General features: G+C 37.1%; 19 protein-coding genes. 8 read left to right on the top strand and 11 right to left on the bottom strand.

Annotated features, from left to right (window positions below; translation table 11 throughout):
- Nucleotides 1-50: 50 nt before the first annotated feature.
- Nucleotides 51-224, bottom strand: a complete 174-nt coding sequence (locus tag HCG49_RS13390; RefSeq protein WP_168470045.1) for a DUF6850 family outer membrane beta-barrel protein — start codon at nucleotides 222-224, stop codon at nucleotides 51-53.
- Nucleotides 225-1,747: 1,523 nt separating this feature from the next.
- Between HCG49_RS13390 and HCG49_RS13385 the strand changes: the two genes are divergently transcribed.
- Nucleotides 1,748-2,626, top strand: a complete 879-nt coding sequence (locus tag HCG49_RS13385; RefSeq protein ID WP_168470044.1) for a tetratricopeptide repeat protein — start codon at nucleotides 1,748-1,750, stop codon at nucleotides 2,624-2,626.
- A 395-nt stretch (nucleotides 2,627-3,021) separates the two neighbouring features.
- On the opposite strand, the gene HCG49_RS13380 is transcribed toward HCG49_RS13385, so the two are convergent.
- Complete coding sequence (locus tag HCG49_RS13380) at nucleotides 3,022-3,471, bottom strand: PfkB family carbohydrate kinase (RefSeq protein WP_168470043.1); 450 nt, start codon at nucleotides 3,469-3,471, stop codon at nucleotides 3,022-3,024.
- Between the two features lie 790 nt (nucleotides 3,472-4,261).
- Between HCG49_RS13380 and HCG49_RS13375 the strand changes: the two genes are divergently transcribed.
- The gene (locus tag HCG49_RS13375; protein WP_168470042.1) at nucleotides 4,262-5,299 is read left to right on the top strand and encodes a methyltransferase; all 1,038 of its coding nucleotides are present in this window, start codon (nucleotides 4,262-4,264) and stop codon (nucleotides 5,297-5,299) included.
- Between the two features lie 214 nt (nucleotides 5,300-5,513).
- Complete coding sequence (locus HCG49_RS13370) at nucleotides 5,514-5,783, top strand: hypothetical protein (RefSeq protein ID WP_168470041.1); 270 nt, start codon at nucleotides 5,514-5,516, stop codon at nucleotides 5,781-5,783.
- 250 nt (nucleotides 5,784-6,033) lie between these two features.
- On the opposite strand, the gene HCG49_RS13365 is transcribed toward HCG49_RS13370, so the two are convergent.
- From HCG49_RS13365 to HCG49_RS13355, 3 genes are all read right to left on the bottom strand, one after another.
- A complete protein-coding gene (locus tag HCG49_RS13365; protein WP_168470040.1) occupies nucleotides 6,034-6,957 on the bottom strand; it encodes a DsbA family protein in 924 nt (307 codons plus the stop codon).
- 76 nt (nucleotides 6,958-7,033) lie between these two features.
- Nucleotides 7,034-7,294, bottom strand: coding sequence for a monooxygenase (locus HCG49_RS13360; RefSeq protein ID WP_168470039.1), 261 nt, complete (start codon nucleotides 7,292-7,294; stop codon nucleotides 7,034-7,036).
- Between the two features lie 32 nt (nucleotides 7,295-7,326).
- Nucleotides 7,327-7,701 (bottom strand): hypothetical protein, encoded by a 375-nt coding sequence (locus HCG49_RS13355; RefSeq protein WP_168470038.1) that lies wholly within the window; start codon nucleotides 7,699-7,701, stop codon nucleotides 7,327-7,329.
- A gap of 116 nt (nucleotides 7,702-7,817) precedes the next feature.
- On the opposite strand from HCG49_RS13355, the gene HCG49_RS13350 reads away from it, so the two are divergent.
- Nucleotides 7,818-8,168 (top strand): winged helix-turn-helix transcriptional regulator, encoded by a 351-nt coding sequence (locus HCG49_RS13350; protein ID WP_168470037.1) that lies wholly within the window; start codon nucleotides 7,818-7,820, stop codon nucleotides 8,166-8,168.
- Between the two features lie 484 nt (nucleotides 8,169-8,652).
- On the opposite strand, the gene HCG49_RS13345 is transcribed toward HCG49_RS13350, so the two are convergent.
- Entirely contained in the window at nucleotides 8,653-9,495 is an 843-nt protein-coding gene (locus tag HCG49_RS13345) for a mechanosensitive ion channel family protein (RefSeq protein ID WP_168470036.1), read from the bottom strand.
- Between the two features lie 368 nt (nucleotides 9,496-9,863).
- On the bottom strand, nucleotides 9,864-10,835 hold the full coding sequence (locus HCG49_RS13340) for a phytanoyl-CoA dioxygenase family protein (protein WP_168470035.1): 972 nt from the start codon (nucleotides 10,833-10,835) through the stop codon (nucleotides 9,864-9,866).
- 490 nt (nucleotides 10,836-11,325) lie between these two features.
- Here HCG49_RS13340 and HCG49_RS13335 point away from each other — a divergent pair, with 490 nt between their 5' ends.
- Together HCG49_RS13335 and HCG49_RS13330 are read left to right on the top strand one after the other, a co-directional pair.
- The gene (locus HCG49_RS13335) at nucleotides 11,326-12,168 is read left to right on the top strand and encodes an AraC family transcriptional regulator (protein WP_168470034.1); all 843 of its coding nucleotides are present in this window, start codon (nucleotides 11,326-11,328) and stop codon (nucleotides 12,166-12,168) included.
- Nucleotides 12,169-12,590: 422 nt separating this feature from the next.
- Nucleotides 12,591-12,962, top strand: a complete 372-nt coding sequence (locus HCG49_RS13330) for a hypothetical protein (protein WP_168470033.1) — start codon at nucleotides 12,591-12,593, stop codon at nucleotides 12,960-12,962.
- 298 nt (nucleotides 12,963-13,260) lie between these two features.
- Here HCG49_RS13330 and HCG49_RS13325 read toward each other — a convergent pair whose 3' ends face one another.
- From HCG49_RS13325 to HCG49_RS13310, 4 genes are all read right to left on the bottom strand, one after another.
- The gene (locus HCG49_RS13325) at nucleotides 13,261-14,154 is read right to left on the bottom strand and encodes a DUF5777 family beta-barrel protein (RefSeq protein ID WP_168470032.1); all 894 of its coding nucleotides are present in this window, start codon (nucleotides 14,152-14,154) and stop codon (nucleotides 13,261-13,263) included.
- Nucleotides 14,155-14,248: 94 nt separating this feature from the next.
- On the bottom strand, nucleotides 14,249-14,791 hold the full coding sequence (locus HCG49_RS13320) for a YceI family protein (RefSeq protein ID WP_168470031.1): 543 nt from the start codon (nucleotides 14,789-14,791) through the stop codon (nucleotides 14,249-14,251).
- Nucleotides 14,792-14,795: 4 nt separating this feature from the next.
- Complete coding sequence (locus HCG49_RS13315; protein WP_168470030.1) at nucleotides 14,796-15,218, bottom strand: OB-fold protein; 423 nt, start codon at nucleotides 15,216-15,218, stop codon at nucleotides 14,796-14,798.
- 747 nt (nucleotides 15,219-15,965) lie between these two features.
- Entirely contained in the window at nucleotides 15,966-17,936 is a 1,971-nt protein-coding gene (locus HCG49_RS13310) for an aconitate hydratase (RefSeq protein ID WP_168470029.1), read from the bottom strand.
- A 565-nt stretch (nucleotides 17,937-18,501) separates the two neighbouring features.
- On the opposite strand from HCG49_RS13310, the gene HCG49_RS13305 reads away from it, so the two are divergent.
- On the top strand, nucleotides 18,502-19,932 hold the full coding sequence (locus HCG49_RS13305) for a sulfatase (RefSeq protein WP_168470028.1): 1,431 nt from the start codon (nucleotides 18,502-18,504) through the stop codon (nucleotides 19,930-19,932).
- Nucleotides 19,933-19,965: 33 nt separating this feature from the next.
- Nucleotides 19,966-21,480: a sulfatase family protein gene (locus tag HCG49_RS13300; RefSeq protein ID WP_205764399.1), complete on the top strand. Its 1,515-nt coding sequence runs from the start codon at nucleotides 19,966-19,968 to the stop codon at nucleotides 21,478-21,480.
- Nucleotides 21,481-21,500: the final 20 nt, after the last annotated feature.

Raw genomic sequence — 21,500 nt, 5'->3', positions numbered from 1 at the left:
ATCTTCGCTGGGTCGAATTTTTAAACAGACTCCACAAAGCCCCATATTCCTCAATCAGCCGGAGTTTTCTTGTCTTTATAAGAAAACTTATTATCGTTATCTACTTTGTTATATCTATAGCCAAAGGAAGCCTTTAGATAGTGTATTTCCGCAATAGCATAGCCAAGCCCTAGATTAAAATGCAGATCGTTAAAACTTATTTCTGGCCTAGGATCTCGCGCCACCCTATGTTTGTTAAAGGATAATAGGCTTTGACAATAGAAACATCACCAAAGAAAAGACCGCCTTTTCATTGCAGTACTGCCCCTGAGTTTTTAAACCAAATTAATATTGGCTTCTTGGATCCTAACCATCTTTAAGCACCCCGTCTTCGCCATTAGCATATAAAAAAAGAGGCCGTATAATTGTCTATTACATAGTACTGAAGGCGCAACAAAAACCGTCTAAAATACCTCTCTTAGTTTTTTATACTAACCTTATTTATAGTGTTTTCAACACTCTAACCTGCTCCTTAACTTAAACACACAAACAACACTAAAGAAACCTAAAAAAAGAAAATACTGCCTCATGTCTTATTAATTCAATAATCGCTTCGGGGAGTTAGTACCTCAAAATTGTTGCTAGTATTTTTGATATCCTGATAAATTCAACACCCTTTGCTACCGTACTTTTACGGATTACAGATTCGGATGAATGCGCCCCTTGTATGGCATCTGTTAACCGTTCAGTTTTTCAGCGTACTACTTTGGGCGTTCCCTCCTTCGTCGGGCGGGCTCTTCGCTATATCCCTTGCCTTGCTGCGGGGATGCCGCTACGATCCCTAACGCGGATTCAATTAACCATAAACAGTAAACAATTAGTAATGGAATAGATCAATGTACCAATGAAGCAATAGATTAATTTGAAATGAGCATAACTGAAAACTGGTCGAAAAACCCAATGAAGATACACAAACCTGCCTGCTGTAAGACTAGTTTACATATCTGTGCTAAGCCCAGCAGAAGTATGACAGCTAAATATCATTACACCTTGAATATTTATCACTACGTAACCCATCAGAAGTCACTAGCAGAAATACGGCCGGTTACAGTTTTTCCTTGTGATATACCCTCCCGTAATCTACCTAGTACTGTCATGGAAATATTTGTTGTACAAGGACTTTTTGGTTGGTAACGTTGTCTCAAGATAAGAAAAACATCACTTTAATTCACAAGCTTTACCACTCCCCTGTGCTCTTTAATTTTCAAGCAACTTCATACTTGTTATAAGAGACATTTCTATTTCGGAATCATTAGAGTGAAAATATAAGAATCTATACCTTTAGCCAAGAATTGGAACCCTACTATTGAAATCCTGCCGATTAGAAATAGTGCTAATGAATTAAGTATTCGCCATGAGTTGAGCGAAAACTACAATGGTCCATTAAGCTTCAGAAATTAGTCCTATTCCATGGATAGTGCTTTGAACAGGCTTTAAAAAAGACAGAAGTTTCAATTTTCTTTTGACAGCATCTGTCCAAAAATGGGAATAAACTCTAGAATCATGATTAACGTTTCCCTTATATTCCTAACCGATTTTTTTCTACATTTAGCCCTGAGAGAACAAGAAAATCCAAATTCTGTAACACCCTTCTAAAAACCGCATTAGTCGAGACAACTTACGATCTAGCCATGATGATGGCCTCAATCCTAGTCAGGTAGATTATGTAATAAAGAAAACAATAGGTACAAAGAAAAACACAACTAGCATGAATACAGAAAAAGACCTTGCTAAATTAATGGAAGAACTAAAAAAGCGAGATATTCAATCATCCGAAGAATTACAAGCTTTTATGAACGGCCTTACAGGACAAAGCTTTGATGACATTCCAGCAAGAACGGACAAAAAGGGACGTTCCCAAGATTTAGTTTTTGATGCCTACGAGACCACCCTACCAAAAGGGAAGAAATTAGTAAAGGAAGCCTTGGAATTAGACCCCGACAATGCGGAGGCCTTTATTTATTTAGCGAGTATCGAAAAAGATATAACCAAAGTGATACCACAGTACGAAAAAGCAATTAAAGCAGCTGAAAAATCCCTTGGAAAGAAGTTTTTTAAGGAAAATAAGGGCGTTTTCTGGGGAATGGTAGAAACTCGTCCTTATATGAGGGCAAAAGCCGGACTTGCCGATTGTTATTTTGCCCAAAAGGAATTTGATAAAGCCATTGACATTTATGAAGAAATGCTAGCGTTGAACCCGAGAGATAACCAAGGTATTAGATATTTGCTTTCTTCCTTATTGTTAGGTAAAACTGATTTGACAAGATATGAATTATTTATAAAAAGTCAGGATACAGACGGTTCTGCAGTATGGACGTATAATAATGCCTTATACAGCTTTAAAAAATTAGGCATCACATCAAAATCCGAAAAAGCCTTATTGGCCGCTTATACAAGCAATAAGTTTGTAGTAGACTATTTATTGGGAATAAAAAAACTTCCTAAAGCACTGCCCCAATATATTGGAATAGGCGATGAAAATGAGGCCGTATCCTATGTTGTCCAAGCATGGACCATTTGGATAGATAGTGACGGGGCCTTGGATTGGCTCTATGATTTTAAAAAGAAACAATCGAAGTCTAAATAAAGAACCTTCTATTTTTAAGGAGGCGGCTCTGCCAGTTTCTGGTGGAGCACGCCTCTTACATACGATGGCCTGCAATAAAAACACCCCTTTTAATACACTTCATAAATAAGCCGAAGGCTATATCTCGTCTTTAGCCCAAAAACCGTATTTACCGTTTTCCTTCGGCATTCTTCCCTTGTTGTTCTAAGGAATAACAGAAAAGGTTTTTAGGCTCCATACCCTAGTCAATTTCTTTTTAATAAAGCTGAACGCACTATGGCTTTGATTTAAAACGGCATTCATGAAGGATACATAAACTTTTCAATGTTTTCCATCGTTAGGTTAGGGTTTTCCCCTTCGTAACTCGCTACCATTGCCCCTACCGCACAACCAAAATCTAAAGCTGTTTGTGGAGATTATCCCTTAAACATTTTGTACAAAACTGAGGATAAAAAAGCATCTCCAGCCCCAACAGTATCTACAACCTTAACTCTATAGCCGCTATTATAGTAAAAGTTGTTTTTGTGATATAAAAGCGCACCATACGCTCCTTTGGTAACACAAATGGTTTCCGTTTGAGTATTTTTAGCTACGAAGTCTATAATCTGTTCCATAGAATTGTATTTAGAACCCATATAATCTGCCACCTGATACAATTCGTCATCATTAAATTTTATAAAATTGGCATGCTGCATCAATTCCAATAGCACTTCCTTGGTATAATGCGGTGCTCGTAAATTAACATCAAAAACCTTGAATTTTGCGATTTCAAGGAGCTGTTTTAAGGTGTTATAAGATATGGTATCCCTACAGGCCAAACTGCCATATATAAAATATAACCAGGTCGCTATTTTATCTATCAACATACTAAATATCAATTATTAATTATAGAATTTATTCCACTTCCTGCACCCTAAATTGCTCACAGTACTATCAGCCCTTAACCGATTACTTTAATTGGATATAAGAGGCTGTCCTTTGGAGCTCGAATTACCATAGAAGGGTTGGATAATTAAAAATATGTCTTCGGACAATTAAATCCTTTATTCGTCCTAATCGGCATGTAGGTTAAAGGATAAATCATTTTCTTGTATAATAGTTATAACTGGCCACATATATTATTAGCCTTAAGTTTTAAAATCCCCTTCATATAATGACATCCACATTCAGTGGCTTGCATGTTGGGTTTCCAGATTTTGATAGATGGAAATTATTTAATCGTACAGTCCTAAATGAAAAAGGTGTTTCTAAGATTCGAAAAAAAACAAAAATGATTCATAAATAAGGTATGCATTACCAAGTGTTTATTTATTGATTTTCTAACCCTATGGCCATGCGGATAAGGGGTAATCTCGTAAGAAGAACAGCTTCTTGCAGCCTATCTCGCCAATTTTGTTATCGGTCGGGCAACACTATTGGATAAGGAATTGGCTATGCAAAAACTTAAAGTTATAATTAACCTATAAAGACTTTATAATTTAATAATGAAACCAGTAGAAAAAAAATATTATCTATAAAAAGAAGTCAAAAACAGTAGCAAGCGTCAAGTTTACTTTGGTGTAAAAAGCACAGGTTCGTAATAAGGAAAAACAAAATTTTTAGTGTTCAATTCTAGATTTTAAAGTCCACAGGTAAAAAAAATAAAAACGACCAAAAATGGAAACAACTTCAACTACCCAAGTAAATCCTTCAAAAATAATGCAGGTCGCTACGGGATTTTTTGCCGCCAAGACCTTGCTTACCGCAGTTAATATGGGGCTTTTTACAATCCTGGCGAATAGATCGCTATCTGGGAAGGAAATTCAACAAAAGCTCAAACTACACAATCGTAGTCTTTATGATTTTTTGGACGCACTGGTAGCTTTGGGCTTCCTACAAAGATCAGGACTTAAGGAGACCAGCACCTACAAGAACACAGAAGATTCAGACCTGTTCCTAGACGAAAACAAAGCAAGTTATATAGGCGGAATGTTAGTCATGTGCAATAATCGCTTGTATCCTTTTTGGAACGATTTGGAGGAAGGTCTAAAAACCGGATTGCCACAAAACGAAACAAAAAATGAAGGGAAACCTATTTTTGAAGCCTTATATTCCGATCCTCAAAAACTAAGGGAATTTATGGGGGCTATGGGAGGAATTCAGAAGGCAAATTTTATAGCATTTGCCAAGCAATTTGATTTTTCACCCTATAAAACCTTATGTGATATTGGTGGTGCCGGAGGGTTGCTTGCGGCTCAAGTGACCCTTAACAACCCACATATGAAATGCACCACCTTTGATATGGCTCCAGTTACACCGATAGCCAAAGAAAATCTTAGAAATTTTGGTTTGACAGGAAAGGTGATCATAACATCTGGCGATTTTTTTACCGATGATTTTCCAAAAGCAGATGTGATTACCATGGGCAACATTTTACACGATTGGGGAAAAGAGGACAAGAAAATGCTGATTAAAAAGGCATATAACGCATTGCCTAAAGGAGGCGCATTGGTTATCATAGAAAATATAATCGATGATGATCGTAGAAAAAATTCCTTCGGTCTGCTCATGTCTTTAAATATGTTGATAGAAACCACGCAAGGGTACGATTTTACCCTTGCCGATTTTAGCGAACTAGCCCAAAAAATAGGATTTGGTAAAATTTCCATTATGCCGCTAACGGGACCAACAAGTGCGGCGATTGCCATAAAATAATTTTTTGTCCAATAAACCTACTTACAAATAAAGTCGACACCATTAAAGCCTATAGCAGCATTAAATGCCACGGCAATTTCTATAATTAATGAAAGTAAGACTAACAATATAAAAAGCATCATCATATAATGTGCATGACTAAAAACTGGTCGCTATTTCGAATTTAGTTATACGAATTAAGGCTGCCCTTTACATAACAATAAATAAAACACCCATGAAAAAAACAATCATCACAAGACACAAAGTAGGAGATTTTAACACTTGGATCAAGGGCCATCAGGACAGGCTAGATTTATTTGGTCCTGTCATGTCGGATCTTAAGACCTTTCAGGATATCGATGATCCCAATTCGGTGGTTTTGGTAATAGAAGTGACCGACATGGAGAAATTTGAAGCTATTCTAAAAGATCCTACTACCAATGTTTTGAAAGCCAAGCATACCGTAATGGACCCAATTACAGTGTCAATGCCCGTGAAAACTTAGGTTTTGGGTGTATCTTTTAGGTGTGGGTTCCTTCAAGCCCTAACCATGAAGAAACATGGAGTATAGTTATAATCGAAAAAAGAGTATCTATAATTCCTTTTTACGACTAGCATACTATAATTTAACTAATTGTTCGATTTTTGATCCAACCAAAGGTAGTTGCACGTTTAAAGGCCCGAGTTTTCTTTGGAAATTCATCGTATTTAAACCTGCAACTGTTCTTATCCGTGACCCTTTGCTAAAATTATGTTCAATTTTTGCTTTTAAAGAAAAGGTCTCCGTTTTTAGATTGTATTTTTTGGAGCCATTTACTGTCGAACAACTGCTCTAAAAACTCTTTACTTTTTTGTCTGTCCATACCAGAAAGCGCTGAGAACTCCCTTAGTGTCAGGGACTTAAATTTTCCGAACAAGTAATCTGCTGAAGTATCATAAGCCTTCTTTTTAGCTGTTGGAAAAAGTTCTAAAACTTTACTTTCAAAAACATCATACGGTCTTGTTCCATATATAAATTCTGATGCACCTTCCTTATTGCTAAATATGAAGGATGGGAATCCCCGTACCCCTATTTTTTTGGCCAATTGCAAATCTTCATTAAAAAGAGAAACAGCCTTACCATTATAATCGCTTAACAGGCGTTCATTATCTAAACCGGTATCTTTTGTTGCCAATAGAATATTTTCCCATTTGGTCATGTTCTTTTTTGATAAGAACATTAACTCCCTCATTTGCCTTAGAAAAAGAACAGCTTTTTTAGGGTCTTGCAGTTGTGCCGCCTTAAATGCAATTGATGGCGGATAGGATGATGACATGGGGTCTTCTAGCCACAAATCGCCATCAATAGGCATATCATAATGCAAGCTTACTTCGTCCCAATGACCAGCAACATCTTTAGGTGAACTTATTCCACCACTGTTGTAACTCCAGTCCGGCAATAAGCCCCCCATTCTGTAGTCTATGGTCAACAGGTGACCGTATTCTAATTTAAGTTTATGAAGTTGCGGTTCAACGCCCCAACAAGATGAACAAATAGGATCTGTGTAATATAAAATTTTAATAGGTTTTTCTTCTGCCAAAACCAACTCTTGATTGGCTTCTCCAGTGCCTATTGGCATTTCACACATTCCTGTTGTTACATCGCATAAAAGTGGATTATTATCTTTTTGATTATTCATATCTTCTGTTATTTCGTATTACACAATGCGATTATTTTATTGGACCATTATTAATGTCACTTAGCCCTTGGTTGACCTAAGAAATTTTACCTTTGATATTTGTATACCCAAAATCTGTAAGGCGCGCAGAATGCATTGCCAAATATTTAGTAGCGTTTTCTCTTGTATCAAATAAATACACTCCACCGGCTGTTTTTTCTTCTTGGTTTTCTGTCCACACCTTCCAAATTAAACCAGGTTCATGATTGATAGATTCTGCCAACTCACTTAATTGATTTTTTAATTCATCCCCAAATGGACCATTGTGGGGAAAATCTACATACATGATTACTGCCATAATATTTACTTTTTAAATTAAACTTTCATTAATTAATTACGCTTCCATTGCAGAAAACTCAAAATCGATAGGAAAATAAAAAAGGCGGGGTCTGACCATCCTAATCCGTAAAAAATTCCTGTAAAACAAGCGTACAAGGTTACTACCACTCCTAAGATATTGGTCAACAATAAACTCATCATTAACTGCTTGGCAATGTCACTATTGTCCTCTACATTTTTTAACATAAAACCAATAATGGCAATTCCGCCTAAAAAGATACTAGTATGTTGCGATAAAAAAACGGCATACTTATCGTTTAATTGTACTCCATAATAAGGCCACAAAATATTGGGAATCACAAATAACCCTATAGCAAATAGGGCATACACTGTACTGTGGATGGTTAAAAACTTTTTATTTTTCATTTTAAGGAAGTATAAATCAATACTACAAAAGTACTTCCTAGTTGCTATCTTTGAGGTATTATTTTCCTTTAGGAAACTAGTTTCCTAAAGGAAACCACTATTAAATAGTACAACAGATGAAACAGAAAATTGAATTGTCATCACAATGCAAAGGGCAAATAAGGGCTATTGGAGATACCATGGAATTATTGGGCGGAAAATGGAAGATTAAAATCATAGGAACCTTATTATTAAACGGAACGATGCGTTTTATGGAATTAAAAAGAGCTGTTGATGGTATTGCCCCAAAAAAATTATCAAAAGACTTACAGGAATTGGAATTAAACGAATTAATTACAAGAACTGTTAAGGAGACCAAACCGATTACCGTAGAGTATGAACTAACGCCACACGGAAGAACCCTTGAAAACTTAATTAATGAAGCGATGAATTGGGGAATACACCATAGGAACCACATCTTAAAATAACCTTCTTTTCACGACAAAAGTATCTGTTGCACCGCGCAAGCACCTCTAAAATCAATTTCTTAAAAAGGCTATGGTGCCTTCAATATTAAGGAGACAAGATATTTGTTGTATAGTAAACGCCCCCTGCCACCTCAACAGGAATAACCTGCATAAAAACCTCAACATAGCGTTACCAATATCACTTTTAAAAGTAGTATGAAGGAAGGCTCATAATGAGTTTTTCCAAACCAAAGGCCCTTTGTTTTTAATTTAGGCAAAACAGTTACACCCTTTTAATCAATCTTTTTAAAATACCTTTTGGAACGCTTCTGTTTTTGGTCCTGATGTTTTTGCGTTAGGGACCGCGGCGGCATCCCCGCAGTGAAACAAGGGATATAGACAAGGGCCCGCCCGACCTAGGAGGGAACGCCCAAATTATTGTCCTATGAACTAAGACACTGACCATCTTAGCCAACCAAAATCACTAATGGAGAGAAGCTCGTTTTTAATCTTCTTTTGGACTTGATTTTATATATACATCCATTTGAGGAAAGGGTATGGTGATATTGTTTTGTTGAAACTTTAGGTTTATAATTCTGCGAATATCACTTTTCATTCTGTCTGAACCAAAAATGGTGCTACTATAAAAAAGGACTTGAAAATCTAAGGATGAGTTTCCAAAATTCTTAAGCCTAGCTTCTACTGTTTTTTCATCATCAACCTCTGGATGTTCTCTTGCACTTTCCTCGAGGATTTTAATCACAAATTCCACATCGCTTCCATAGCTAACTCCTACATCTATTCTAAAACGATTTAGATTTGTTTGATGACTCCAATTAATTACTTTATTGGTAGTAATCAAGGAGTTGGGAATAATAATTGATATATCATCTGTATTTAGTCCTTTAGACGTACGCAAGCCAATTTCCTGTATTTTTACAATATCGCCATCGATTTGAAGCACATCTGAAATTCTTATTGATCTTTCGGAAAGCAAAATGATTCCAGAAATTATATCGTTGAATGTTTGCTGTAATCCAAGGCCAATTCCAACCAGTAAGGCGGCGGAACCAGCAATTAATAGCGTGACTTTAACTCCTAATGTTTCTAGAATAAACCCAACTGCGATTACCCATATTGTATATTTTATAATTTGGTATAATGAATAGGTATTCCCTTCATTGAAGAGCTCTAAATTTCTCCTGCGAAACATAGATTTCTTGATTATCCATAAAATTAACCTGGTTACCATTATAATCAGAAACGCTATGACCAAACCAATAACTTTCAAATTATATTTTCCGATGCTCAAAAGCTCAAACTCTAAAAATTTTTGTAATAGTTCCATAGTATTGGATTTACGGATTTTTATTGGATATAATTAGATGGGCCGGTCTATCTGTACCAACTGTGTCGGATGAAAATAAGCAGGGTAAACGATGTGCTTAAAGGACATGCATTCGTATATTAAATGTAACGATTATTTCGCAATTCTTTAGTTGTGGTTTTCTATTGTTTTAATGAAAAACTAAAATAGTTGATCGAAATGCAGTTTCACCTATTACTTGAACACAAGAAATGGGATTACGCGCGGCAATCCCATTTCTTATGTAGTTATTCATTGTTGTTTAACGGTCCTTTGTCATCCCAATAACTTCTGTTTGTATTTGCGGCTCGATAGCGGATATGCTCATTTATTACTAGTATAGTTCTAAATTACCATTTTTTAGATCCCAGCAATTTCTTGCCCAAGTCGGTTAATTCTGCACTTTTGTATTTCGTCTGTTCCCATTGCCTGGGATCACCGGGAAAGGCATAGCCTTCTGGCGCAATACGGTTCTTCCATGAATGAACGCGCCATTCTTTTAGGTTTTCGTTGTCTTCTTGGGCTGGCATCATTGAGATGTACTGGGCAATCCGTACTTTGTTATCGGAACGATTGGGTCTGATGCCATGTGGCTGGGAACTGTTAAAAATCAGCAGATCGCCTGCTTCCATCGAAACCTTCACTAGTTTGTCCTCAAGCCCCGTAATATCGGGCTTAAAATGATCCCTATCCTCGGGCTGTGTCAATTTCCAAGTATCGTAGTTTCTGTACAGCCAAGGAATACATTGAAATCCGCCCATATTGGGATCTGTCTGGTCTGCTAATGCCAAGACACCTTGCACATTTTGCGGTTTGGTTTCCGGGTCGTAATCCCAATGGATAAACCCTTTATACTCAAAGCCGGGGCGTATTGGGAAGTTCAAATTGGCCCGATCAATGGTCACCCACAATTTCTCTGTTCCCCAAATATCGACAAAGGCGTCATAGACCTTCTGCATTTGACGGTTGTTCCATAGGTGTTGGTTGTTATAGACCTCTACCATTCCCGTTCCTGTCAGTTCTTTCATTTTAATTTCGGCACGAGCTTCAGTGTACCAGGTTTTTTGGTCAGTTGGATCTTTTTCTTCAAATTCCCAAAGAAATGCGGCCGTTTTTTCAGCCTGTTCACATGGAACGGCCTTTTTGATGACCACATATCCGTTTTCTTTCCAAAAATTCCATTGCTCCAAGGTCAAGACCTTCAACGTATCGGCAGTTGCCTCTTTTCGCAATGGAAACTTGCTACTCTTGGTGGTTGAGGGGTTACCGGGAATTTCTTTGTGTCCGTAGTCCGGAACCATTGTTGGTGTTTTTCTTTTCATGGTATATTAATTTTAGGTCGCAATTGGTTATGCTTAGGTTTCTATGAAGTTTCACGTGATTGATATTAAATTAGATTTACGAGTATCATTTGATCCTTTTTAATATGGTATTTCTTTATTGGAATGTTTTTGAAAACAGGTGGAATTAGCGCTGTTTGGGCGACCATTGCACTTGTAACACTTTGAAACTGGGCCCCCTCTTTTGTTCTAAGGTGCCTATTAGGACAGGCCTTGTCACTTTTTTAAGGGAAGTTCTTTTGTTTTAAAACTTTTGATATTAAGTACATTGTGTTTTGTTTTATAAAATTAGTTTTTTATCCCTTGTAATGTGAAACGACTCTCTGAGATTGCGTCTAAGTATCAATCCAATAGTCTATGCAAGATCCGTTAGAATCTTATGAGTGAGTTTAATGCAATTAACTAAAACTTGTACTATATTGATTTATTTACGTTATTTTCACATTCAAAAGCTTCAATTAGTAGCATTGATATGAAAATTCAGCTCGAGACCCTCACCAATAAAGTAAACAGATCGATCAGTATATTGATCAATCCAAGGATGAGCAATCTGTTTTTTTGGCATTTCCATCCCGAGTACGAACTTGTATATATTGAGGGTAGCAACGGTACCCGTCATGTTGGTGATCATATTTCGAACTATGAAGGGAGCGACCTAGTATTGATAGGCTCTAACATTCCCCATTTAAATTTCGACTATGGCGTTGACACAGATTATCAAAAAGTCGTAGTCCACCTAAAGAAAGAATTGGTAGAGACCCATCTTTTTGGAACCCCAGAATTGTTATTGATTAATACAATGTTTCAAAAATCAAAACAAGGTCTGGCATTTCATGGCAAACTAAAAAAGGATATTGGGAAAAGGCTGTTTGCTTTGGAAGGTTTGTCACCAATCAGACAATACCTTGAATTGCTTGAAATATTACATTCTCTCTCTGATTCAGACGAGATTGAGCTTTTACACGATCGGCCTTTCGAGCATAGGATCAGCGATAAGGACCAGAAAAGGGTCAGCGCTATTTTTGCTTATATCGATAAAAACTATCAACGTAAAATAGAACTTCAAGAGGTGGCCGATATCGGCCAAATGACAAAAGAAGCATTTTGCCGCTACTTTAAAAAAATGACCAAGTATACTTTTACCGAATTTTTAAACCGCTATCGCATAAGTCAATCCAAACGACTTTTGATGTCAGGCAGGAGTGTGAGCGATGCATGTTATGGTTCGGGCTTTGAAAGTCTATCGTATTTCAATCGTATTTTTATAAAAGTTACCAGGGAAAATCCCAGGGAGTTTCGAAAAAAATATGTGTAGCGGTCAGTTCATTATCCTCATACAATATAGATATATCCAACTCCTTTAAATAAGCATGGGGTTTCCCAAAACCTTATTACCCTAAGGTATACAGAGCATAAGTTGCAGTCCTAGATATTTTGCACCAACACACTTAAAGGGGTTTTGCCATTCATTATATAATGTAAGAATACTTGAAACTTTTTTCCTCTGAAATGGAAAGTAAAATGACTTATATTTCTTAACTTGTAGTTATTCCAATGTGATTTCCCTCCCTAAAGTCTGTTTAAATCTAACAGTCACTTAGCGGTCATTGTAATTTTAATCTTACTGAGTAATAAGCTTGGAGTATCAATTATTAAATATAAAACCAACCTCTTAACTAAGGATTATTTATAATAATAACATCAATACTTATATTGTTTAATCAAAAAGAAAAAAAAATGGATAGGAAAACATTTATTCAAAAAACAGTAGGAGTTATGCTTGTTGGGATACCTGCCTATACGTTACTCAGTTGTTCTAGTTCGGATAATGGAACCGACACCCCTCCTCCTACCTCACAGAAAAACTGTTTAGCAAACGGTACCGTGTCATCCATTGGCACTAATCATGGACACAGTTTAACTGTATCCAAAACAGATGTAGAATCTGGCGCTCAGAAAACCTATTCTATTCAAGGATCTTCTGGCCATGATCATCAGGTCACTGTGACGGCTGCTAATTTTAGCACGTTAAAAAACAACAATTCAATATCAGTGAATTCAACTTCTGGTGATGGACATACTCATTCGGTAACGGTATCGTGTGCGTAGGTTAATTTTAATATAGTATTAATTATTTCTTTATTGGATGCAATACTTGGATCCTGATTTTAAAAAGAAGGAAAGTCCCTCTATTGCATAATGCCCATATTAAGACAAAAAGTGGTCTGTCCCTTAACTGTCTTAATTCCGTATGTACTATCTTGAATCTATTTTTTAATTAAACTAGGCTCTTACATCATCTTTTTTGTTTTTTTATAACACGTCTTAGCTGTTAAAAAAGTCCATTGTTTTTAATTCCCTAACCATCTCCCTGTTAACCTTCCTCTATATTTTTACCCTGTACGTTTTAATTTACGTAAGGCCTGTTCTGTTTTTTTAATTGAAAAGCCCTAGAAATATTAAATCCGAAATGAATATCACCTTTTAAAAAGTCACCAGTAGTTTCAGCAATAAATCCCTTTTCAATCATAGACACACCATTGGTGAAAATCAGCTGAAATATATGTCCACCTGTTTCTATATCAACCCCAAAGGCAATGGAGTTTTTAACATCCAAAGAGTCAAATGGATTAATATTGTAATAATATTCGCCATTAAGAGAAACTCGTTTACTAATCTTAACCCGGGTACCAAAACCTAATGAGACAATGTCATTGGGATCTATAGATTCTGGTGCCGTATTGAAGTGGATAAACGTTGGGGCAAATTGTACAGAAACGGTAGGATTAATTTTTTTAGCCAGTAGAATCTGGCCTGTATAGGTTAATCGATCACTGAAGGAAGGTTTATTGCCAGGCTCATAATCCTTAATCGTTTTTTCCGTGGCACTCCCAAAAACAGTAAGTCCAAAAGGAAAGGGGCTTTCTCCTGTTTTTTGTTGCAACAATCTGTATTTAGCATAAACATCATACGTTTTTTCAAAAGAACTCCGCCCAATAGCCAAAGTAAGTCGGTCATTCATTGCATATTCAAAACCAAAACGAATATTAGATTCGTCTAACCCAAATAACTGATCAAATCCAGAATTCACCCGACCGAATCGATGAGAAATTAAAAATTCTAAAATCCCTTCTTTTCTAGTTTCTACCGAATGTCCGTTTAACAATCTAGTTCCATTAAAAGTACTTGCAACGAGCAAGGTGGTATCCGATGCTTCTTGTTCTAGGATGTCTTCTAATTCCTGTCCCAACCCATTATAGCTGGAAAGGAAAATAAAATAGATTAATAAAATGTTTTTCATGGATAGTTATTTATTGGTTTTTAACGGTCATATGTCATGCGCATAGCTGAATTCGTAGTTCCAGCCAGTTTTCAGTTCTGTTCATACCATGGTTTCAATTGTATGGTTTATGATGCAATTCAAAATTCACTTTAATAGATTTTGCGATGTTGTTTTCCACTATTTTGGGAATCTTTATATCAAAATCTGCCACCTCTACCCAAAATTCACCTTTTAAGACAATTTCATTATTTATAAATTCGATCATCGCCATAGTGCTAATTTCCTTTTTACGACCGTGAATGGAAAGGACCCCTACTATTTCTGTTTTTCCATTTCGACGGTTCAGGGTATCGAAATCCTTTATTTTTCCAGAAAAGGTGGCTTTTGGATATTTATAGGATTCCACGTAGTTTTCATTAAAGTGCTCTTGCATCAAGGCTTTTTTAAACATAAAGGAACGCATAAGAAGCTGAATAGCAATCGAACCGGTATCCGTATCAATTATACTCAATACCTGATTGTTATCTGCTTTTATATCCTCAAGCAAAGAATGGGAAAAAAATGAAACGTACCCGTCCTTTGCAAGAAATTTGCCTTGGGCTAAAGCACCGTTTAAAACCCATAAATTAATTATAACAAAAAAAAGCCATCTCATATTCTTATTCTTCTAAGATACATCGAACCATAATTACATCTAATAAATACCCGGTACACTTCCCTTTAATAGTTACCATATCGCCCTTTTCTAATTTTAACAACTTGGTGTTTTCTACAGGTAACATATGACAAATAACACTCGAAACCTCTCCAGTGGGCTTAAGTACAATAACGCTTTTGTCTTTATTTATGGATATTTCATTTATTTGACCTTTTACTTGAAGTATACGTTCCGAATATTTTTTATCTGTTTCTATTTCGTGTTTTTGATATTCAGTGATAAGTTCTTGAGCTGTTAAAAAATATTCTGGTTCTGATTTTTCGATATTAACATGTGGTTTATTATACAGATAAAGCGATATTCCCAAAGCAAGCACTGCCAACACTATAAAACTAAGGACGACATAAAATCTTTTACCCGACATTAAGATCAATATTAATTATTTAAAACTAATTGATTCACCCAGCATTCTATTGCCGTTATTTGTTCAAGTTAAGCCTAGCTGTTCTGGGAATACGACTAGTTAAGGTCACTTCTTTAAAAAGTGCTGCAATATCTATTTCTGCATTTTAAATTCCGAGCAAGTGTTCCTTTCCGTTTCAATTAGGAGAGGGACATAAAATTACTATTTATCAATGTGGTTACGAATGCTACTTATGACACTTCCCTAGAACATTCACTACTCAAAACTCCCATGGTTTGGATCAAATAATAGTATGTAAAAGCTATTAAAACAATGTTTCCATAAACCATTGTCAGAAATCGAATTAAACGATTCCTTTCTATAAATTTAATCAATTTTATGAACAGATTATGTTTAATAATTGATATTCTCTTTCAATTGCAAGAAAATTGGTAATATAATTACTTAAAAAAGGGTCAACGTCATTTTTGCTTATATCGATAATAACTATCACTGTAAAATTGAACTTCAAAAGAGGTACGATATCAGCCAATTGGCGAAAGAAGCGTTTTAAGCTCTTTAGCGGAGACCTCTTAAACGAAGTCTTTACCTACCATCTAAATCTCTTCTACGACTGACTAAAGACTATCATCAATAAGTATAGTAAAAATACACTTAGATACATTTTATCATACCGGAAGGGAATTTATTTAATGACATAGATTTCATTTGATGATTAATGGAAAGATCAAGGTTGCTGGTAGTCTTCTAAGTAATGAGTTTGTCCTTAAACTCATTAATAATCCCCCCTTTAAGTAGCATATTTATCTGACGGTCGCTTAGGGAGTGTTTGGTTTCAAATTCAATTTTTTTACCCGAATCGTTACTGACTCTGACTTTAATGGGTTTTCGGTTTTTAATATCGTTCCTTAAATTTTTAAAACTCACGGTGTCCCCCTGCTCTATTTTATCATAATCTGCGATAGTCATAAATTCGAGGGGCACTATCCCGAAATTCACAAGGTTTTGCCACGCTATCCGGGCATAGGAAACGGCTATCACAGCCACCTGTCCTAGATATTTGGGTGCCAAGGCTGCGTGTTCTCTGCTCGATCCCTGTGCGTAATTTTCCTTTGCGATTACAATATGTCCGCCATACAAGGATTTAGATTCCATGGCTCTATCATAAAAGGAGTCATCTATCACCGTAAAGGTATATTTACTAATTTCTGGAAGATTGCTTCTAAAGGGCAATACCTCGGCCCCGGCCTTCAATATCTCATCGGTAGAAATGTTATCTCCCATTTTTAGGAGAACAGGCACTTCATATTTGTCCAATAACGGATTAATATGATGCAATGCTTTAATATTGGGTCCTTTTTTCAATTCAATTTGGGAACCATCCTCGGGCGGGGCAACCAACAGTTCTGTATTGATGATTTCCATGTCCGGGCTTTCATATTGGGGATAGCTCATTTCGAACAATTTCTCGAGGTCCCTGGGGTCGGTAATCTTTCCTGTCAAGGCAGAGGCCGCCGCCGTTTCGGGGCTGCATAGGTACACTCGGTCATCTTCCGTCCCCGATCTACTCGGGAAGTTTCGTGGCATAGTCCTTAAACTAATGGTGTCCGAGGCTGGGGCCTGGCCCATCCCGATACACCCCATACAGCCTGATTGGTGGAATCTTGCCCCTGCTTTGATCAAGTTGGCAAAGGCACGGTTATCGATCATATTCATGATGACCTGCCTAGAGGTCGGATTGATATCAAAGGACACCTCACTGTTGATGGTTTTGTCTTTTACAATGGCTCCAGCCATCCAAAAATCGCGCAAGCCCGGGTTTGCCGAAGATCCGATCACCACTTGGCCGATGGGTTTTCCTGCAACTTCGCTCACGGCAACCACATTACCCGGACTAGTAGGTTGGGCAATAAGTGGCACCAACTCGTCTAGCTTTATTTCTTCATGTAAATCATATTCACAACCTTCATCGGCCAGCAGTTCTATCCAATCTTCTTCTCTTCCCTGAGATCTTAAAAAGCGTTTGGTCTCCTCATCGCTGGGAAACACTGTCGTGGTAGCCCCTAATTCGGCTCCCATATTAGCAATGACATGACGGTCCATTGCGCTTAGATTTTTTAATCCGTCCCCATAATATTCCAAAATTTTTCCGACCCCGCCTTTAACGTCATGTCTACGGAGCATTTCCAGGATAATATCTTTAGCACTTACCCAATCCGGAAGTTTCCCTGTCAATTTAACCCCCATGATTTTTGGCATTTTCACAAAATAAGGTTCGCCCGCAATGGCTACGGCAACGTCCAATCCCCCGGTTCCAATGGCGAGCATCCCCAAAGATCCTGCCGCACAGCTATGGCTATCCGATCCTACCAGCGTTTTTCCCGGTTTGCCGAAACGCTCCATATGTACTGGGTGGCTTACTCCGTTTCCTGGTCTGCTATACCAAAGGCCAAAACGTTGTGCAGCTGACAAAAGGAACAAATGGTCATCGGCATTTTTAAAATCAGTCTGCAACAGGTTATGGTCTACATATTGAACGGCAACTTCCGTTTTGGCTTTTTTAAGCCCCATAGCCTCTAGTTCTAGCTGGACAAGGGTACCCGTTGCATCCTGTAACAAGGCCTGATCTATTTTTATTCCTATTTCAGACCCAGGAGTCATCTCTCCAAAGATCAAATGGGAGTTTATAAGTTTTTGGGTGACATTGTATGATTTCATGATAGTATTTATTTTAAACAGCCAGCAAGGAACAAACGACCGTTGTTTTTTTTAGATTCTATGAAGATGTAACTGGTGCTTTAAGCAACAGAACTGCGTGTAACCGACAAAGTATGATTCCAATCCACACCCTATTAAAGATACGAATATTTGGGTTGCGATTCTAGTCTGGTTGCTAATACCTGGAGATTGAGGAAAACTGCATACTTTTTATTTAGAAATGGGCGTGGAAATATTTCAAAAGTTGGAATAACACCCTGTGAAAACAATAGCTCTTACCGAAACATGTAATTGCCCAATAAGGCTCGAAAACAAAAAAAATCAGGGGATTTCGCAGTATTTTTTTCCTTGACAAATGCGTCCTGATGGATGTATTGCTGTAATATATTATCCTATATCCAAAGGGATATGGCTTTGAATTGAAGACCACAATTCTCAATAGCATGGGAAAACTTTTAACCTGAATTTACTTTCCTAATTTGGTAGATTTCATAAATTACACCTTAACTTTCCTTCCTAAAACTGAGGGGGAGGTAAAAACTTTCATTTTTTTAATTAAATACTCATGAAAAAAACCATAATAACAGGAGCAGCAGTATTGTTATTACTGACGCTATTGATCTCTTGTAAGACCAAGGGTAAAGAACTGTCCAGCATTTCCAAACACCCCAACGTTATTTATATTAATGTAGATGATTTAGGGTGGAAAGATGTTGGTTATATGGGAAGCAACTATTTTGAAACCCCGAATATTGATAAGCTTTCCAAAGAGGGTATGGTTTTTACACAAGGCTATGCGGCTGCAGCAAATTGCGCACCCAGTAGAGCTTGCCTTATGAGTGGGCAAAACACGCCTAGACATGGTGTTTATACGGTGTCTCCTTCAACAAGAGGGAATTCTAAATCAAGAAAAATCATCCCATCTCCTAATACAGATCACTTAACCAGTGCCATGGTCACCATGGCTGAAATGTTTAAAAAAGCTGGTTATACTACCGGGACTTTTGGAAAATGGCATGTCACCAAAAACCCTTTAAATGATGGTTTTGATGTCAATATTGGGGGAGATCATCGTGGAAACCCGGGTAAAAATGGCTATACGGCACCGTATAATAAATTACCAAATTTAGAAAAGGCCCCGGAAGGTGAACATTTAACCGATAGGCTAACCAATGAAGCCATTAATTTTGTTGAAGCAAATAAAGACACCCCTTTCTTTTTGTATTTACCATATTATGCCGTTCACACCCCTTTAATGGGAAAAGATGAATTTATTGAAAAATATAAGGCTAAGGGAGGTTCCGATGGGCAAGACAATCCGGTTTTTGCCGCTATGGTCGAAAATGTCGACATCAATATTGGTAGATTATTAAACGTAATAGAGAAGCTTCATTTAAGCAACAACACCTTAATTGTCTTCACATCAGACAATGGTGGCATTAGATCTATCTCTACCCAAAACCCGTTAAGAGCAGGAAAAGGATCTTATTACGAGGGCGGTACGAGGGTTCCGTATATTGTAAAATGGCCCAACCATATAAAAGCAGGTAGTACTAATGCAACTCCCATTGTAAACCTAGACTTCTTTCCTACTTTTTTGGATATTCTAGAGGTTGATTTACCAAACAAAATATTGGACGGCACCAGCATACTGCCTTTATTAAAAGGTCATAAAATAAAAGACCGCCCATTATTTTGGCATTTTCCTATTTACCTAGAAGCCTATAACGAATCCAAGGATGATGGAAGAGACCCATTATTTAGAACACGTCCAGGGTCTACTATTCTCTATAAGAATTGGAAATTACACCATTATTTCGAAGACAATGCTTTGGAACTTTACAATTTAGAAAAGGATTTAGGAGAAAGAACTAATTTAGCTGCTATGAACCCCGAAAAAACTGAAGAACTCTATAGGATATTAGATTCATGGCGAAAAGAAGTTGATGCACCAGTACCTTCAGAACCAAACCCAGAATACGACCCCAATTTTTAAAAATAAAAAAAGTAAAACACTAAAAAAATGCAAATGACAAAACACTTAGTAGCCATAGGCCTTGCCCTTATATTGACGAGTTGTGGCGATAAAACCAAAAAAAACATACCGGAAGAAACCACCAATTCCAAACCAAATATTGTTATTATCTATGCAGACGATTTGGGTTACGGCGATGTTAGTAGCTATGGTTCTACGGAATTGATCACACCAAATATCGATCGTATTTCTAATGAAGGTATCAGATTCACCAACGGTTATGCCACATCTCCAACCTGCACACCGAGTAGGTTTTCATTGTTGTCTGGTATTTATCCATTTAGAAGTCAAAAAGCAAAGGTATTGCCCGGTAATGCTCCCCTCCTATTTGAACTTGGTAAACAAACGCTTCCGTCTATGTTGCATGATGCAGGGTATTTTACGGGTGTAGTTGGCAAATGGCATCTAGGTCTCGGCGATGAAAATATGAACTGGAATGGGGAAATAAAGCCAGGACCACGGGAAATTGGTTTCGATTACTCGTATATAATGGCTTCTACCAATGATAGGGTGCCTTCCGTCTATGTTAAGAATCATCATATTGACGGTTTAGACCCGAACGATCCTATCGAAGTTAGCTATCGTAAAAACTTTGAGGGCGAACCTACGGGTAAAGAGAATCCTGAATTATTAAAAGTACACCCTAGTCATGGACACGACCAAAGCATTCACAACGGAATTTCAAGAATTGGGTATATGCGCGGTGGAAAATCGGCTTTGTTCATAGATGAAGATATGAGTGATGATTTCTTAAAAGAGTCCACAAAGTTTATTAATGATCATAAAGACAAGCCTTTCTTTTTATTCTATAGCTTACATCAGCCTCATGTTCCGAGAATACCACACCCAAGATTTGCAGGAAAATCGGGTTTAGGACCTAGAGGTGACGTTATTTTAGAAGCAGATTGGGCTGTTGGCCAATTTTTAGATGAATTAGACAGGTTGGGTTTAGCTGAAAATACAATTGTAATATTTTCAAGTGATAATGGTCCCGTTTTAGACGACGGCTATGAGGATGAGGCCATTACCAAAAATGGAAAACACAGTCCGAGTGGAGGTCTTAGGGGTGGTAAATACAGTAAGTTTGATGCAGGTACACATGTTCCTTTTATGGTAAGATGGCCAGCTGAGATAAAACCAGGTGTTTCTGATGCATTGGTTTGTCAAATTGATTTCACAGCCTCCTTTGCTTCGTTGGTTGGCCAAGAAAACTTGACTCCCGATAGTGAAAATATCTTAGATGCTTTTATCGGAAAATCAAAAGTTGGAAGAGACAACCTTATTTTAGGAAGCCAAGGCATTACTACGTATCGAAAAGGAGATTACATTTTAATTCCTTCACAAAAAGGCCCTAAAAGAAATTGGGTAAATCATGAAACCGGGAACGATTTAAATGTTCAGTTATACAATGTTAAGGAAGATAGAGGGCAGCAAAATAATATTGCCGATCAACATCCTGAAATGGTAAGTAAGATGTTAGACGAAATTGAGATTATCATGAATAAATAAGATAGGATGTTGATAAAAAT

Origin of the sequence: Arenibacter sp. 6A1, from assembly GCF_012272855.1 — a bacterium.
Classification (GTDB): domain Bacteria; phylum Bacteroidota; class Bacteroidia; order Flavobacteriales; family Flavobacteriaceae; genus Arenibacter.
The sequence above is the reverse complement of the archived record's forward strand: the minus strand, read 5'-3'. Positions and strand labels throughout refer to the sequence as shown.